The organism is Nostoc sp. TCL26-01 (genome assembly GCF_013393945.1).
Classification (GTDB): Bacteria; Cyanobacteriota; Cyanobacteriia; order Cyanobacteriales; family Nostocaceae; genus Trichormus.
The window spans coordinates 2,586,306-2,602,896 of the sequence record NZ_CP040297.1 but is presented as its reverse complement, the minus strand read 5'-3'; the positions used below and the strand labels follow the sequence as shown (position 1 = coordinate 2,602,896).

Genomic DNA, 16,591 nt, shown 5'->3' with positions numbered 1-16,591 from the left:
GATTATTTCATTATCTATATTTAGAATGCCACTAGTTCTTAACCAAAATAAAAGACAAATATGACACTTTTGTGTCTTGTTAATGGCATTTTCTTATGTAGATTAATTTCCATATATCACATATATTTGTCATTAGTTGATAATTGCTGAAGCATATTACTAATACAGTAATTATGATTTATTTCTTCAATATTCAGTAAATCAACCCCAACCTCTTAAAGATATAGGTTTTCTTAACATGAAATTACTTTCCCCTTCTGCTAGCTTTTTATTGAAAGCAGGTCTATCTCTAACTGGGTTCATTGCTTACTTCAACTTAGTATCATCTCCAGCATCTGCACAAGTCTTAATAGAAAGAGCAATTGACAGATTCTCATCAGGAGATCCGGGTTCCTTTGCAGCAGCATCAGTATTTGTTACCCCTAGCGGTTATTTGTCCACTATTTCGGCTCAACTAGTAGCTCCTTCTGGTACATTTTTCCCAGGATTCAATGGTAGTTATGTAGTGACAGGATCTTCATATATAGATCCAATTACTCATGTAGCACTACCAACCATCTCATTGCATACTGGAGGACTAGCTGCACTGTCATATTATTCAGGTGGTGGTTCTATTAGAGGTGCTGTAGTAGAAAGATTAAACTCTGGCAATTTAACATTGGATGAATTTACATCTCTTGTGAGAGCTGCTGTTGGGAATGATGGATTAGAGTAATCCAGTTTTCGGAAATTAGCAAAACCAACCCCTTTAAATCAAAGAAAAGGGGTTGCATATTAGCTTGATCTAGTAAAGATTGATAACTCAAAAATCAAAATACACCCCCCACAAGACAGAGCTGGCAACCCAAAGCCTGTTGTAAAATAGACAATAGAAGGATTCGGGGGGCCAGTTTACTGGTCAGAAACGCCTATAGAAACTATTTTCGGTAATCTTCAGGGTTTAAAATCCAGTCAGCTGAAGCAACTACAGCGACTGTATCACCAGCGTATACCGGGCGATCGCATCACTACGCCTGAGTTTTCCCAGCGTCTGGCTGCTATTAGTACGGAAATTAACCTACCTGTGTGTGCCTATGTCAACCGTCGCGGTCAAGTGATTCGTGTTGGCGTAGGCACACCGCGTCAAACACAAATTCCGCCAATGGAATTACCGCGTTATGGTGCAGAACGTCTCAGTGGTATTCGTTGCATCGCTACTCATCTGAAAGCAGAACCGCCAAATGAAGCAGCTCTCACAGCGATGGCGATGCAGCGTTTAGATGCTTTAGTGGTAATTAATATTACTGGGACAGGTTTTACTAGGCGTGGTGGTGGTGCAACTGGATATGTCAAAGAGGCTTATCTAGCCCATCTAGTCCCACAAGATGCGCGTACCTTAATTACGGCAGCCTTTGCCGGGTCTAGTAATGTTCAGTCTCCCAGCTGGAGTATATCCTCACCCTTAAACCTGGATGACATAGCACAGCAGGACTTCACCGACTTAGTAGAAAGTCTAGAAGCAGAGTTCCGTCGAGAATTTATCGCTCAAGAAGTTGATGCCGATCATGATCGTGTATTAATTGTCGGTGTCATGACCGATGAGATGTCACTGCAAACATTCCATGATACCATCGCCGAATTGGCGCGGTTAGTGGATACAGCTGGCGGTGACGTATTACAGACATTACAACAAAAGCGATCGCGTATCCATCCCCAAACCGTTATTGGTGAAGGTAAGGTGCAAGAAGTTGCTCTTACAGCTCAAACTCTCGGATGTAATCTCGTCGTCTTTGACCGCGACCTCTCACCCGCCCAAGTCCGCAACTTAGAAGCGCAAATTGGTCTACGGGTAGTTGACCGCACCGAAGTGATTTTAGATATCTTTGCCCAACGCGCTCAATCCCGTGCTGGGAAATTGCAAGTCGAACTAGCACAGCTAGAATATATGCTGCCCAGGCTGACTGGTAGAGGACAAGCCATGTCCCGACTAGGGGGTGGTATTGGGACTCGCGGCCCTGGTGAAACCAAACTAGAAACAGAACGCCGTGCCATTCAGCGACGGATTTCTCGATTGCAACAAGAAGTAGACCAATTACAAGCCCACCGTTCACGCTTACGTCAACGGCGACAACATCGAGAAGTTCCCTCAGTCGCTTTAGTTGGTTATACCAATGCTGGTAAATCTACTCTATTAAACGCCCTCACTAATGCAGAAGTTTACACAGCCGACCAGTTATTTGCCACCCTTGACCCCACCACGCGCCGCTTGGTAATTCCTCGTGCAGAAACTGGAGAAGCCCAAGAAATTCTGATTACAGATACTGTAGGATTTATCCACGAACTACCCGCATCTTTAATGGATGCCTTTCGTGCCACATTAGAAGAAGTTACCGAAGCAGATGCCTTAATACATCTAGTAGATTTGTCTCATCCTGCTTGGTTGAGTCATATTCGCGCAGTCAGAGAAATTTTGGCACAAATGCCTGTAACTCCTGGCCCAGCACTGGTTGCTTTTAACAAAATTGATCAAGTAGATGGCAAAACCCTAGCTTTAGCTCAAGAAGAGTTTCCCCTAGCCATATTTATTTCCGCAAGTCAACGTTTAGGCTTAGAAACTCTGCGTCATCGTCTTAGTCAGTTGATTCAATATGCCGTTGATTCTCGGTAAATACTTAACTTAACTGAAATTGCTCTGAGGTCGTAGTCATTAATAACTACGACCTTTTTTACTGATAAACCAAAAGTTGTGCTGTTGTGTAATTTACGTGATGGCGATCGCTCAATAGCTATGATAGAACAGGTATTCAGTAGATATGTAAATCAAACTACCACGTAAATATTACTAATACTTTTTTCACAATTACAGAAATGTCTATACAAACAGATCCAGAATCATTAGAATCTCATCATGTCAAAGTTCAACTGCTGTTAACTGGAGGACATCAATACACTCTTTACTTAAAATCAGATGCAACTATTCTACATAGCCTTTTAACAACAATTGTCACTCGTGTCTATCAACCAGAGTCAGCTAACCACTGTTTGTTCCAAATTCCTCTCAATGAAGGTCATTCTGCTTTATGTTTTTCTAGTGAGCAACTTGTTGGCGTAATTACAGAGCCTCCTATATGGGTCAAACAAGTAGAAAATACAAATCCCATATCCACTAATGTTTTAAATTCTCACTACATCCAAATAGATAATTTCTTATCTCCAGAAGAGCATCAGCAATTAATCAAATATACTTTAGCCAAAGAAGCAGATTTTCTACCAACTACAACTTCTACCCAAGATGAAGACTATCGTCGTTCAATGGTTCTCTACTCATTTCCCGAATTTTCGGAATTGATAATTAAGAAAATTCAGGCGGTGATTCCGGATATTGTCAGTAAATTAGCAATGCCATCATTTAATGTAGCTCAGATAGAAAGTCAACTCACAGCACATAATGATGGTAATTATTACAAAATTCATAACGATAATGGTAGCCCAGAAACAGCTACTAGAGAACTGACATATGTTTATTACTTTTATCAAGAACCTAAGAGATTTTCCGGTGGAGAGTTACTAATCTACGATAGTAAAGTAGAAAATAACTTTTACGTCAACGCAGAAACATTCAAAACTGTTGAGCCACGTAATAACAGTATTGTATTTTTCATCAGTCGATATATGCACGAAGTTCTACCTGTAAAATGTCCATCTAAATCCTTTACAGATAGTCGTTTTACTATCAATGGCTGGGTACGTCGAGATCATAATGTAGCATAAGCACTAGAAAATCTTGTTTAGAAAAAAGGGAGGCGATCAATCGCTTCCCTTTTTTTATTGATTATAGTCAAAGTCCATAAATCATAACTATCAATGAAATTCCTGAGTATTTATATGCTCAAACTTTAGCCTTCATCTAAAAAATATTAATAATACATAGATTCATCTGGAAAAACAAAAATAAATTAGTAGAAAATACTTATATTTATATTTCAGTATAAATGCTGAAAATTTAGGTAAATATATAAAGGCTATTTTTAAATCATTCTAAATTAAAATTCTGGTAAAACTTTAGAAAAATCATCGACTATCAGTAAGCATTTGTGGCAAATTATATCTATACATCACCGAAAAATAAATTCATCACAAAAATTGTTATCAAATGCATCTCAATTACCAGCACCTTCAAAACCAAAAATAATCTTTTAATCAAGGTCAACTTGCGATTACCAACTAATCAATACGTTGTAGAAACAAACTAGCTTTTTCAAAGCAATTTATCTTCATAGTTTGTCTTGACTCTTCAATTCTATTTTGAAGAGACGTTTTTTGATGTTTTCTCTAACAAATAAAGGAATTTAAAGAAGTGACAGATTCTCAGAAATTAATAGGCTATATCACCTGTGGTTTATCGTCTTTAGTATTGCTGACTGCTGTGCAAATGCCTCAAGCAGAAGCAGCTGCTATAAAAGCATCTATCACACTAGCACCTACCGCAATAAACCTAGATTTGACTACTCAAGGTTCTTCAGGCTTTATCAATAATGCTTTATTCCAGCAGATTAGCAACAATGATCCGGCTGGTACTGGGCTAATTAATTCATTTGTACGCCTTGATAGCAATAGAGATACTGAACAAGGTTACAACACAGATTATCGTGCCGTGCAGTTTGACGAAAAAACAGATTCTAATTTCACTCGCTCTCTGTTGTTAAGTGCTGTACCTACCGTAAATATTAACGGTATAGTTTACCGCCAGTTCATTTTAGATATTAATGAGCCGAATGCTAGCAACAAAGCAGCTATCAACTTAGATATGTTGCAGATTTTCCTTGGTAACGCGAAAAATCTCACTAACTATTCCAGTTCTACTGGTTTTGGTGCTAATGCTACAAAGATTTTCGACCTTGATACTGGTAGTGACAATTCGATTAATCTTAAAGACTTAAACCCTGGAAGCGGTCGCTATGATATGTTTGCATACATTCCGGACGCTTTGTTTACAACTTCTAATAACCAATTTGTTTACCTGTACTCGAAATTTACTGGTAATGACGGAGGCTTTGAGGAATGGGCTGTTAGAACCCCAACCCCAACCCCAGCGACTGCCCCAGCACCAGCACCCGCACCAGCGCCCGCACCCGCACCCGCACCCGCACCCGCACCAGCACCCGCACCAGCGCCAGCACCTGCGCCAGCACCAGCACCAGCACCTGCGCCCGCACCCGCACCAGCGCCCGCACCCGCACCAGCACCCGCACCAGCGCCAGCGCCAGCACCCGCACCAGCGCCAGCACCTGCGCCAGCACCTGCGCCAGCACCTGCGCCAGCACCAGCACCCGCACCAGCGCCAGCGCCAGCACCCGCACCAGCGCCAGCACCAGCACCAGCGCCAGCACCAGCACCCGCACCAGCACCTGCGCCAGCACCAGCACCTGCGCCAGCACCTGCGCCCGCGCCCGCGCCTTCATCATCTGTACGTTTTGGATTTCAAAATATTACGGGTAATGATGCGACGAATGCAGCCACAGGTGAAAGTCAACTATTTTTAGATGTCACTAAAGGTAGTAACTCAAATCAGGTTTTATTTACCTTCAATAATTTTGGACAACAAGCCTCTTCCATTACGCAAATTTATTTTGATCAAACCACAAACTTACTAGACAGCATCAAATCAATTAGTAATAGCGGTAGTGGCGTAGACTTTGTACAACCCACAAAAATAGGAACACTACCTGGAAGCAATAATGCTCCTGGCGGTAAGTTTAATTCAGACTTTTCCGTTGAGGCTAATCAACCAGTCTCACAGATGGGTGTAAATCCTGGCGAATTTGTGAGTGTACTCTTTGATTTGAGTGGTAGCACCACATTTGATGACATTATTAACAGCTTAAAAAATAGTGCTTTGCGTGTTGGTTTTCACGTCCAAGCTTTTAGTAATGGTGGAAGTGAATCTTTTGTCAATAAACTAGTTGCAGTAACACCCGCACCAGCGCCAGCACCCGCACCTGCCCCAGCACCAGCACCCGCACCTGCCCCAGCACCAACTCCAGCGCCAGCGCCAGCGCCAGCACCAGCACCAGCACCAGCACCCGCGCCAGCACCCGCACCAGCACCCGCACCAGCACCCGCACCAGCACCAGCACCAGCACCCGCACCAGCACCTGCGCCAGCGCCAGCACCAGCACCCGCACCTGCCCCAGCACCTGCGCCAGCGCCCGCACCAGCACCCGCACCAGCACCCGCACCAGCACCAGCACCCGCACCAGCACCTGCGCCAGCGCCAGCACCAGCACCCGCACCTGCCCCAGCACCTGCGCCAGCACCTGCGCCAGCGCCAGCACCTGCGCCAGCGCCAGCACCAGCACCAGCACCTGCGCCAGCACCAGCACCTGCGCCAGCACCAGCACCCGCGCCAGCACCAGCACCCGTGCCATTACCACCGCCGACAACTTACTATCAACCTGCTCCTGTCGCACCTTTACCTAGAAAAGTACCGGAGCCTGGTACGATTGCCGCTTTAGGTTTATTTGCAGCAGGTGTTTTTGGAGTTAAGAAGAAAAACAAAAAAGATATCTCGTAAATTGAAACACTATCAACAACAATCACGTTAGTGAGATAGAGATGGGTGAGAAGTATAGCTATACTTCTCACTCATTTGTTAAATATGACTACTAGACATCTCCAGAAATTAATTCTGCGTTGCCCAAAATCCTTGTAGAGACGTTGCACTGCAACGTCTCTACATTCATTTTCACCAGATGTCTACCAGTGATTGACAACGAGGTATCAGTATTAGTTGATTTTCCTTGCTGTGTAACTATTTTGGTGCAGTTAGAGGTGGCGCTAGAGGTGCGCGTCGTGTAATTCCGCCGCCGCCTATGGTATCTGGCCCATTGTTATCAATAATATTGAGGGCTTGAAACAGTTTCATGAAGTCTTCGTGAAATACGCCTGTAGAGCCATTGAAGTCATAGCCATAAGCTCGACGAAATTCATCAACTACACCTTTTTCTAATTCCAGGTAATGAGCATCCCAGCCAGCATCTTCCACAACGTAAGCACCATAATTTTGTAGGGCTTTAAAGAGTTTTTTCCCGGCTGGGGTTTGTAGTCTTAAAGTCGTTTCCGTTACATATGGGGGAATTGCTAAGAGTGATCCTTGTACTAAAGCAGGGTTTGTACCACCATAAATAGTGGGTGCTTCATTATCAGCTCGATCTGCTGGCCATCTAAATCCTTTGCGATCGCTACCATAATACAGATACTTTTTACCCCAAAGCACAACCTTGAGAGCATGACGAATTGGTTGATTATTCGTTAACTCACCTTTGCGAACAGAACCGCCAAGCACAGATAATCCAGAGCCAAAATGCCCTCCCCCACTACCATTCCAATAGAGACTCATATCAGGGAAATAGTGCCAACCATAAATCGGCCCTCCTGGTAAACAGCGAGCTAAAACTCCTAACTGGACGAGGGTTTTACCATCTGGTAATAAAAACGCAGCAGCGTTGTTTGGTGTGCTGTAAGGCTCAAGAGACGCATCTGAGACTATGAGGTTATCGGGAACTGGTAAGGATAGGTTAGTAGTGTTCACACCTGCACATCTTTTAGTCCAACTACCTGGTGTATACACAGGGCGTAGAGGATCTGTGGATTTGAGTTTAAATAAATACTCTTCATCTGCTCCTCGCCAGTAGGCTCTTTGAATATTCGCAGGTATGTAACGAGCGCCTGAACCAATGGGCAAATTCCAAATTGATGTGGAGGAAAATGGCCAAAGCCAGGGATCTCTCGTAGTTGTTTGACTATTAGCAGTTGAACAAGTGATCAACAAAATAGCCACAGCAAAACCAATCACCACCGAGAGCAAACGCGCTTGCTGCTTGCGGTGGCTAAAAATTGCCAAAAATTTCATCACAATCTAGCCTAGAAGAACTGCATTATGGGAACTTAGCCATCGCTGATGTACTAAATGACATCATTCAAGTCAGCATGGCTGTTTGTTACTTTCTAGTTATTAATCACATCTGTCAAATATCACTTCTCAGTAGCCATACTCACGCACTTATCTACATACCCTTAACGTGATTTATCCGAGAAGTAAGTAATAACTGTAACTTGTTTATAGTGTTCCCCTACTTAGCTTGTAAATAACCATGAAGAATTTGTAGTTTTATAAAGTATAATTAATAAAAAGATAGAAATATCTGGGTAGTTACATGGGCTAACATAGCCTCGAATAACTTCCTAAGAGTTTAGTTTGGTAAGTTTTTTCAGAAAAACTACGATCAACTAAAACAATTAACCAAGTTGCAGGTCAATAAAGACTAAATGACACTGTGAATTTCCCAGTAGAAGAGGCAGAAAAAGGCGTGGGTCAGTATCAACCTGCTCAGCTGAAGCGCTACAATCCAGAAGCGATCGCTCGTTACTATCGATATCGTCCTTGGCTGGCTTTAGGACGGTTTTTTCAAATATCCTGGTCTTTTGCCAAGTTTATTTTCGATCTCAAATGGGATGAGTGGCAAAATCAAGTAGAGGAAAATCGCGGTAAACGTGCTACACAGTTAAGGACTCTCCTAACTCGGTTGGGGCCTACTTTTATTAAGGTTGGTCAAGCACTATCTACCAGACCAGATTTAATCCGCAAAGATTTTCTCGATGAACTGATTAAACTGCAAGACCAGTTACCACCGTTTGATAATGCGATCGCTTATCAAATTATTGAAACTGATTTAGATCGTTCCATCTCAGAAATTTTTAGTGAACTTTCACCAACACCAGTGGCGGCGGCTAGTTTGGGTCAAGTGTATCGGGGACGTTTACTCACTGGTGAAGAAGTAGCACTGAAAGTACAACGTCCTCATCTGCGTCCAGTAATTACACTGGATCTTTATTTGATGCGCTGGGCTGCTGGTTGGCTAGCCCCGTGGTTACCTTTAAATCTTGGTCATGATTTGACTTTGATTGTTGACGAATTTGGTAACAAGTTATTCGAGGAAATCGACTATATTAATGAGGGTCGCAACGCGGAAAAATTTGCCAACAACTTCCGTAATGACCCACAAGTCAAAGTTCCCAGCATTTATTGGCGTTTTACTAGCAACCGAGTCCTGACTTTAGAGTGGATTAACGGTTTCAAGTTGACAGATACCCAAAGTATTCGCCAAGCAGGTTTAGATCCGGAAGCCATTATCCGCATCGGTGTTACTTCCGGCTTGCAACAGCTATTGGAATACGGCTTTTTCCACGCTGACCCCCATCCTGGTAATTTATTTGCTATGCCCGATGGTCGGATGGCTTACATCGACTTTGGCATGATGGATCAGTTAGAGGAAAGCACTAAAGAAAGTTTGGTAGATGCAATAGTGCATTTAGTCAACAAAGACTATACTGATTTAGCTACAGATTTTGTCAATTTAGGTTTTTTGACACCTGATACCAATATTTGCCCAATTATCCCAGCATTAGAGACAGTACTGGGTAACGCCATTGGTCAGAATGTGGGGGACTTTAACTTTAAAACCATCACTGATCAGTTTTCAGAACTGATGTATGAATACCCATTTAGAGTACCGGCAAAGTTTGCCCTGATTATTCGTTCTTTGGTAACTCAAGAAGGGATTGCTCTGAGCCTCAATCGTAATTTTAAAATTGTGGAAGTGAGTCATCCTTACGTAGCCCGGCGATTATTGACAGGAGAATCTCCCCAATTAAGACGGCGCTTACTGAATGTCCTGTTTAAAGATGGTAAATTTCAGTGGGAACGCTTGGAGAATTTGATTGCGATCGCCCGGACTGATGAAAATTTTGATGTGTTACCTACAGCGCAAATGGGCTTGCAATATCTCTTATCAGATGAAGGCAAATTTCTGCGGCGACAGCTAGTCTTAGCACTAACAGAAGACGACAGGCTACATACGCAAGAAGTCCAACGTCTGTGGTTATTAGTTAAAGATGACATCAAACCAGACCGACTGTTAAGTGTAGCTATCAGTTTATTAACTGATTTATCTAAAGAAGGTGCTGCCGCTATCTTACCAAAAGCTGCATCTTTCTCATTTTTTGGTGATGACAAATCCAGACAGTAAAATCTGCTTTTAAACTTTTTAAAAACCTTTAATTAATTAATCTCAATTTGGAGCTTTCATGTACTATTATCCTTTACAACCACCATATTGCTTACTATTTGTTGGTTTATTTATTGCTATAACTTCTGGTGCTGCTTTATCGGGAACACTCAAATTAGTCGTGCAGAAATGGCAAAATACTAGTACAGAAAAACCTCAATCTAGTGCTTCTTGGAAACAATTATTATCTGTACCATTTTTAGGTATTACAATTGGTACTTGTTTATTTCTCGCTTCAGGTTTAGAAATCTTTGGTTTTCCTACTTCTCTAGCTTTGGGTGTTGGTTTACCTCTTAGTCTGTTGACTTGTTTGCTAGTGTGGTTTCAATTAGGCAGTATGCTTAACTTTGCAGAACGCAAAGGTCTACAAGCACTTGATTTAGATTCTTGATATAGTCATGAAATTATCTGTGTCTTTGTGACTCTGTGGTAGAAATGTTTTATCTAACCACAAAGACACAGAAACCTAATTTCTCACGAAATTGATAAAACCGAAGTCCAGAGGCTGTAGGGGCGGGTTAACGAGATGTTCGTGAATTATTGAAGCATATTTGTGAACCCGCCCCTACCGTTTTGTGAGAAATGCGGGAGAAACACAGAGTTGTAATTATCAGCTATTTGCCAGTCTATTTATCTGTAGTAAAAATCAAACTCTCTTAAAGCAGCTAGTCTAGCTTTATTGAGTCGGTAATGATAACCTAATCTTCTTTTCCAGAAATCCCATACTGTTTGTTTGTTGGTGTAAGAAGCATCTAAGTGCTTAATGACATTTTTCACTTCTTCCCAGCCATCTTTTGCGACGTTCCAACCTACCTTAGCGGCGGCTAATCCCATAGCGTTACCTGAGCCGGCATGGATACCTCGTAATTCTAAGTACCTGCCAATAGTTGCCCAATATTTTAAATACTCGATTTCTTTACCTTCGTCTCTAGCAATAATAAATAGACATTCTCCTACATAGTTGACAGTTTCTATTTCTAGATTTAGGTTAGCTGCTGCTTTACTAATGTGAGGTAATCTTTCAGGAGTATATTTACTGACATGACCTACCAAATTTTCACAATGGCCTGCGGTGATTCCTGGTTGCCATTTTAAGCCTTGGGGTATTGGCGACAAAATTCTGGTGTCGGCATCAATATAAACTGCGGCATAAAATTTTGATAAAGCTACTTCCATGACTAGGCTTTTGTCATGGTAACAGTGCAGGATGCCTCGTTGGCGATGTTTGAATGCCATAACGTTGGCTTGATCACGAAAATCACTTGGTTCGTCTGTTAAGACTAACAGTGTTTTTCCGGGAGCATATTTCTCTAAATCACTAGCCAATTGTTGAGCTAGGAGGCGATATCTTTTTCTTAAGGCTAATGTGCAGAAGCAATAATCTTGTAATTCTTGGCTCATAGTATTTCCAAGCTTAGAGATAAAAGGGATAGTGTTTTTACTGAGGAATTTATTTAGTCTATAAAACCAGATTACAAGATATTGACGAGATGGAGTGGGTTAAAATATAAAGTTAATCGTATTTTTACTGATGATGCGCTGAGTCTTCAAGATTAGATTACAAAAAACTCGGCTCACGTCGGTATGGGCAATATTTATAGAGAGACGTAGAGACGTAGCACTGCTACGTCTCTACAAAGTTTTTGGTGATTTGTCATCATTTCAACTTCTAGCCGCAATTTCTGTGACGGCTTTTAATAGTTGAATAATTTCCTCTGGGGAATTGTAGTGTACTAACCCGATACGTAATAAGCCACCACTAGCTTCTACCCCTAATTTTTCAGTCAGACTGAGGGCGTAAAAATTACCGTGCCAGGAGAAGATATGGCGATCGCCTAATCTCTTTGCCATCTCTTCTGGACTTTGCCCATTGAGACGAATCGCTAGTGTTGGTGTGCGTTTAACAAGGTGATGCGGATCTGTAATACCGTATAAATTCAAGCCAGGGATTTCTAATAGCCCGGAAATTAGTTTATGGCTTAATTCTCTTTCGTATTGCTGAATGGCTGACATCGCTGCAACCAAAGCTGCACGGCGACTGTGATAGGCAGAGGTAAGTTCATGTGCTGGCTGTTCTGGTGATGTGAGAAATTGGGGACAATGGAATGTTTCTAAGCCTTCTTTATCGGCTGCGATTAAAGCCGAAACTAATTCATGATCAATAGTAGGTGAGACATGACAACCCAATTTAGCTAGATAATTAATTGCTGCTACCACACCTGCTAATCCCTCATGATTTAAGGTTCCGGTTTCCCAACGGGATGGGACTTCATCGGATGCAGGTTTTACTTTGTAAGGTTGCAGGTTAGCTAAATGCTCTCGCTTACCATACAGGATACCAATATGAGGGCCAAAAAACTTGTAAGCGGAACAGGCAAGAAAGTCACATCCCAAAGCCTGAACATTAATTGGTGCATGAGGTGCATAATGAACTGCATCTACAAATACCCAAGCACCGACAGCATGAGCCAAACTTACAATGGTGGGAATATCATTAATTGTACCGACGGCGTTAGATGCGTAAGTTACAGCGACTAATTTGGTCTTGTGATTGATTTGCCTTTGTAAGTCACTCATATCTAGAGTGCAATCTTCCACCTTGATATCCACAACGCGGATAACTGCACCTTGTTCTTCTAAGGCGTACCAGGGAGAAATATTAGCAGCATGGTCAAGGCGTGTGACAATAATTTCATCTCCAGGTTGGATGGTGCGAGCGATCGCTCGACTCAAGGTAAAGGTCAGCGTCGTCATATTCGCACCGAAAACTACCTCATCACTGTTACAACCCAAAAAATCAGCGATCGCAGCTCTAGCTGAGTTAATGACTGCATCTGTCCGCGCACTGGTGGCAAAAGCTCCATGAGCATTGGCATTCGACCTAACTAAATAATCGCTCATTGCATCTAATACTGACCCTGGTACTTGTGTACCACCGGGTCCATCAAAAAATATTGCAGGTTGACCGTTAATTTTTTGTGTCAGTGCCGGAAACTGAGAACGTATCCATTTGAGATCAAGAGCTTCCATATCAGACTCCCAATACCGCTTCGCGGTATTCAAAATTTAAAATCATCGAAGATTTCTCTTAGCTTTCCCAAGACAAATCAGCTACAAAACTTAAAATATTGATACTGTAGGATTTTCACCCATTTTGCATGGTAGCTTTATTTTCTCCTGAGAATGAGTCAAGGAATATACTCATAAATATAATTACAATGATAACCATTCTTGATAAAATGTCGTTGGGATAGGAATTTTACTGAAAATTAACCCTCAGTTATAAAATTATTAACCTTGCTACTGGTAAATTAATGCAGGAATGTACAGATATTCAGGTATTAAAGAATGGTGCTTTCAGCACAAGAGCATCTGACGGCTAGTTCGGAATTCGAGATGAACATCGGTATTTCCGGGGCTGCGAGTTCCATGCAAGCAAATCGAGTCAAGCAGAATATCCAAGCTTTAGGGACAGCGTTAGTTTTACTGAGTGTCTTTTTTTGTGTAGAACTGAGTGCGGGAATTTGGAGTCATAGTCTATCTTTGCTGGCAGATGCGGAACACATTCTCTCAGATGTAGCAGCTTTAGGACTAGCACTGATTGCATCTTGGTTATCACAATCAATATCTCAGCGCACCATATTTGGGCGTTATCGCTTAGAAGTCCTAGCAGCCTTGATTAATGGTATTAGTCTAGCTTGTGTTGCTGGCTGGATAGTCAAAGAAGCTTTGGTGCGGTTACAATCTCCCACCACTGAGATTCTGGGTGTACCGATGTTAGTAACGGCACTAATTGGTCTGGGAGTTAACAGCTTTAACGCCTTGTGCTTGCACAAATGCAGCCATGACGATCTGAATATCCGAGGGGCATTGCTTCACCTCATAGCAGATTTAGCCAGTTCTGTGGGAGCAGTACTAGCAGCGATCGCTGTAATTTGGCTGAACTGGACTTGGGCTGACGGTGTTATCAGCTTGATAGTAGCAATGCTGATAGCTATTTTTGCTGCATATTCAGTAATTCAAAGCGTGCAGTGCCTACGTGGTCAAGTCGCAGATATTACTAACGCTGCTTGCAATTGTTATTCGCAAGCGGAAGTTTGTCGTGATAACCCAAGTAATCGCCAACAGGCCGAAAGACTATTATTTCCGACTCTAGAGGAGCTGGTTAAATGATTTCCTTACTCAAACGTCAAGCGCGTTTCTTAGCTGGTTTTATATCTGGTTTAGTTGTAGCCATTCTCTTATCCTGGGGAACCACAGCACCACAACCAGCTATTGCTGCAATTGAGCATCAGGATCAGGTTGTGATTGAAGAAGCGATCGCCAATAAGCCAGAGTTTTTTGCCAGTCACGAAGAACCCAACTTTTATCAATAATCTCTAGTTGCATCTATTCAGCATTCGTTATTCAACTTAGCTGATGACGAATTAAGGATACTCACGTCCATAAAATTCACTACAAAACAAGGCGCATTGCAATGATTTCATTTTTGAAAAAGTACAGGCGATCGCTCGGCTTTGCTATGGCTAGCCTCTTCTATGCTACTGGCTTAGTATTCGGCAATCCAGCTATTGAATCTGCTCTCGCCGCAGGTAACGGCATTAACGTAATTATTATGATTGGCGATGGCATGGGCTGGAACATGGCCAGAGCCGGAGCCTTGGCTAAAGGCGCGCCCTTTTACACTAGTGGGAAAGGTTCTGGTCTGAGCTTTCAAAAGCTTACTGGATATGGACTAGTCACAACCTACGGTACAACTGTTCAGAACAGTACACCAGATGACTCGACAAATCAGACCCACTTCACCGGTAACTCTGCTCTAGATGGGTCACAATCATTGACAGGTGCAAGTCCCCTACGTCCAAATTTCCAATTTTTGCCTACTCCCTTCAACCCAGGAACTCGTGCAGATGGCAATAGTCAAGCACCCGGTAACCTAACAGGTTATGACCCCAATAAAGGTGGCCCCGCCCCTTGGATTCCTTTATCCCCAGCTACTGCTGGCGGCTACGACAAAGATTACATCAAGTACAGCTACCCCGACTCTGCTAACACCGCTACCACTCTCTATACAGGTGTGAAGAGCTATAACAACGCTATGGGGGTAGATGTTTACGAGAAGAGATTAAAAACTATTCTCGAAATTGCCAAAGCACAAGGTAAAGCTACGGGACTAGTTACTTCCGTACCTGTGAGTCACGCCACCCCTGGCGCAGCCGCTTCTTATGTGAATCGTCGTAATAAGTACGACAGTGTTTACGACGCTAGCAAGACAAATCAAGATAGTATCTTGCAACAGACACTGTTAGACTTCCAGCCTAATGTTTTGTTGGGTGGTGGTCATCCCTTGGACTTTGAAAATAGAACTGCCACGGGCGGAGTATATAAATATACTTATATTACTCAAGATACTTACGAACACCTGAAAAATAACCCCAACCCAGCATCAAATCGCTACGGCTACAACTTTCTAGAACGTGGCCCGAATGCAACTCAAACATTGCTAAACACTGCTGCTAGTGTTGACCCTAATAACGGCGGCAAATTATTTGGGCTATATGGCGCTCGTGGACAAAATGGTAACTTACCTACCAGTTCTTCCAAAGGAGACTACAGCACTACTGGCTTAGACAACTTCTCTGTCTATAGCTCGGTTGTCAGAAGTCAAACAACCGCCAATCCTTGTCCAGCAGGGATCATTCCTGGCTCAACCGCAGAATGTATTCCTGTCCTTGATGCTAATGGCAATCCAGTTAGCGGCCCCACACCTGATACAGTCCGTCCTTTAGCCTCTGGTGAAACAGACGCTAGTTTTGTTGCTACAGAAATTAACGAAAATCCTACTTTAGCAGACTTGACAAAAGCAGCTCTTACTACTCTTGGTAAAGATAAAGATGGCTTCTGGTTGATGGTGGAAGGTGGTGATGTCGATTGGTCTGCTCATGATGACAACATGGATAACCTCATCGGCACAGTCAATGACTTTGACAAAGCAGTTCAACAAGTTATTGATTGGGTCAACAAAAACGGTGGTTGGAGTAAGAACTTGTTAATTGTGACTGCTGACCATGACCATTATTTAACCTTGAATAATGACTTTGTTTCTAAACTGACTCCCAATGCTAACCCCAATCTAGCTAGAGGCTTGAAGTACAACGCCAAAGAAATCACTTACAACAAGCACAACCCTAAAGAAGCTGGTCATTTTTGGGGATCTGATCCTACGCAAAAATACTTATGGGGTAGTCATAGTAGAAGGCTCGTACCTGTTTATTTCCAAGGTGCTTACTCTGGCGAAATTATTAAGTACTTAGGAAAAAATATCGAGTTTCAAGATAGTTCTGGTACTTACACTGCACCTGGCGTTCGCAGTGTGATTGACCAAAGTCACATTTTCCAAGCGATGAAGGCAGCACTAACTAAGCCAGCTGTGTAATAAATCCACCGCTTCATCTGGCAGAGGCTCAATATGTGCCTCTGCTTAA

12 protein-coding genes are annotated in these 16,591 nt (G+C 42.6%); 9 read left to right on the top strand and 3 right to left on the bottom strand.

What is annotated here, in order from left to right:
- Positions 1-238 precede the first annotated feature (238 nt).
- The 4 genes from FD725_RS11195 (at position 239) to FD725_RS32440 (ending at position 6,553) form a co-directional block, all read left to right on the top strand.
- Positions 239-715 carry a hypothetical protein gene (locus FD725_RS11195; RefSeq protein WP_179048205.1) on the top strand — a complete coding sequence of 159 codons (477 nt, stop codon included), beginning with the start codon at positions 239-241 and terminating at the stop codon, positions 713-715.
- A gap of 195 nt (positions 716-910) precedes the next feature.
- Entirely contained in the window at positions 911-2,647 is a 1,737-nt protein-coding gene (hflX, locus tag FD725_RS11190) for a GTPase HflX (RefSeq protein ID WP_179051505.1), read from the top strand.
- Between the two features lie 200 nt (positions 2,648-2,847).
- Positions 2,848-3,750 carry a 2OG-Fe(II) oxygenase gene (locus FD725_RS11185; RefSeq protein WP_179048204.1) on the top strand — a complete coding sequence of 301 codons (903 nt, stop codon included), beginning with the start codon at positions 2,848-2,850 and terminating at the stop codon, positions 3,748-3,750.
- 586 nt (positions 3,751-4,336) lie between these two features.
- Entirely contained in the window at positions 4,337-6,553 is a 2,217-nt protein-coding gene (locus tag FD725_RS32440) for a PEP-CTERM sorting domain-containing protein (protein WP_256871888.1), read from the top strand.
- 237 nt (positions 6,554-6,790) lie between these two features.
- On the opposite strand, the gene FD725_RS11170 is transcribed toward FD725_RS32440, so the two are convergent.
- Positions 6,791-7,891, bottom strand: a complete 1,101-nt coding sequence (locus FD725_RS11170) for a hypothetical protein (RefSeq protein WP_179048203.1) — start codon at positions 7,889-7,891, stop codon at positions 6,791-6,793.
- Positions 7,892-8,348: 457 nt separating this feature from the next.
- Here FD725_RS11170 and FD725_RS11165 point away from each other — a divergent pair, with 457 nt between their 5' ends.
- Positions 8,349-10,067, top strand: coding sequence for an AarF/ABC1/UbiB kinase family protein (locus tag FD725_RS11165; RefSeq protein WP_179051504.1), 1,719 nt, complete (start codon positions 8,349-8,351; stop codon positions 10,065-10,067).
- Positions 10,068-10,125: 58 nt separating this feature from the next.
- The gene (locus FD725_RS11160) at positions 10,126-10,497 is read left to right on the top strand and encodes a hypothetical protein (RefSeq protein WP_179048202.1); all 372 of its coding nucleotides are present in this window, start codon (positions 10,126-10,128) and stop codon (positions 10,495-10,497) included.
- Between the two features lie 239 nt (positions 10,498-10,736).
- Here FD725_RS11160 and FD725_RS11155 read toward each other — a convergent pair whose 3' ends face one another.
- Together FD725_RS11155 and FD725_RS11150 are read right to left on the bottom strand one after the other, a co-directional pair.
- Entirely contained in the window at positions 10,737-11,507 is a 771-nt protein-coding gene (locus FD725_RS11155) for a hypothetical protein (RefSeq protein WP_179048201.1), read from the bottom strand.
- Between the two features lie 261 nt (positions 11,508-11,768).
- Positions 11,769-13,136 (bottom strand): cysteine desulfurase-like protein, encoded by a 1,368-nt coding sequence (locus FD725_RS11150; protein WP_179048200.1) that lies wholly within the window; start codon positions 13,134-13,136, stop codon positions 11,769-11,771.
- Positions 13,137-13,454: 318 nt separating this feature from the next.
- Here FD725_RS11150 and FD725_RS11145 point away from each other — a divergent pair, with 318 nt between their 5' ends.
- The 3 genes from FD725_RS11145 (at position 13,455) to FD725_RS11135 (ending at position 16,542) form a co-directional block, all read left to right on the top strand.
- Positions 13,455-14,279, top strand: coding sequence for a cation diffusion facilitator family transporter (locus FD725_RS11145; protein WP_179048199.1), 825 nt, complete (start codon positions 13,455-13,457; stop codon positions 14,277-14,279).
- Positions 14,276-14,482: a hypothetical protein gene (locus tag FD725_RS11140; RefSeq protein ID WP_179048198.1), complete on the top strand. Its 207-nt coding sequence runs from the start codon at positions 14,276-14,278 to the stop codon at positions 14,480-14,482. Before FD725_RS11145 ends, FD725_RS11140 begins: the two co-directional genes overlap by 4 nt.
- A 101-nt stretch (positions 14,483-14,583) precedes the next feature.
- Positions 14,584-16,542, top strand: a complete 1,959-nt coding sequence (locus FD725_RS11135; protein WP_179048197.1) for an alkaline phosphatase — start codon at positions 14,584-14,586, stop codon at positions 16,540-16,542.
- Positions 16,543-16,591: the final 49 nt, after the last annotated feature.

What these genes read in the sequence shown, in the direction of transcription:
- FD725_RS11135 (WP_179048197.1), top strand. Translation starts at nt 14,584, where the DNA reads ATGATTTCATTTTTGAAAAAGTACAGGCGATCGCTCGGCTTTGCTATG.
- FD725_RS11145 (WP_179048199.1), top strand. Translation starts at nt 13,455, where the DNA reads ATGGTGCTTTCAGCACAAGAGCATCTGACGGCTAGTTCGGAATTCGAG.
- FD725_RS11155 (WP_179048201.1), bottom strand. Translation starts at nt 11,507, where the DNA reads ATGAGCCAAGAATTACAAGATTATTGCTTCTGCACATTAGCCTTAAGA.
- FD725_RS11185 (WP_179048204.1), top strand. Translation starts at nt 2,848, where the DNA reads ATGTCTATACAAACAGATCCAGAATCATTAGAATCTCATCATGTCAAA.
- FD725_RS11150 (WP_179048200.1), bottom strand. Translation starts at nt 13,136, where the DNA reads ATGGAAGCTCTTGATCTCAAATGGATACGTTCTCAGTTTCCGGCACTG.
- FD725_RS11195 (WP_179048205.1), top strand. Translation starts at nt 239, where the DNA reads ATGAAATTACTTTCCCCTTCTGCTAGCTTTTTATTGAAAGCAGGTCTA.
- FD725_RS11170 (WP_179048203.1), bottom strand. Translation starts at nt 7,891, where the DNA reads ATGAAATTTTTGGCAATTTTTAGCCACCGCAAGCAGCAAGCGCGTTTG.
- FD725_RS11140 (WP_179048198.1), top strand. Translation starts at nt 14,276, where the DNA reads ATGATTTCCTTACTCAAACGTCAAGCGCGTTTCTTAGCTGGTTTTATA.
- FD725_RS11160 (WP_179048202.1), top strand. Translation starts at nt 10,126, where the DNA reads ATGTACTATTATCCTTTACAACCACCATATTGCTTACTATTTGTTGGT.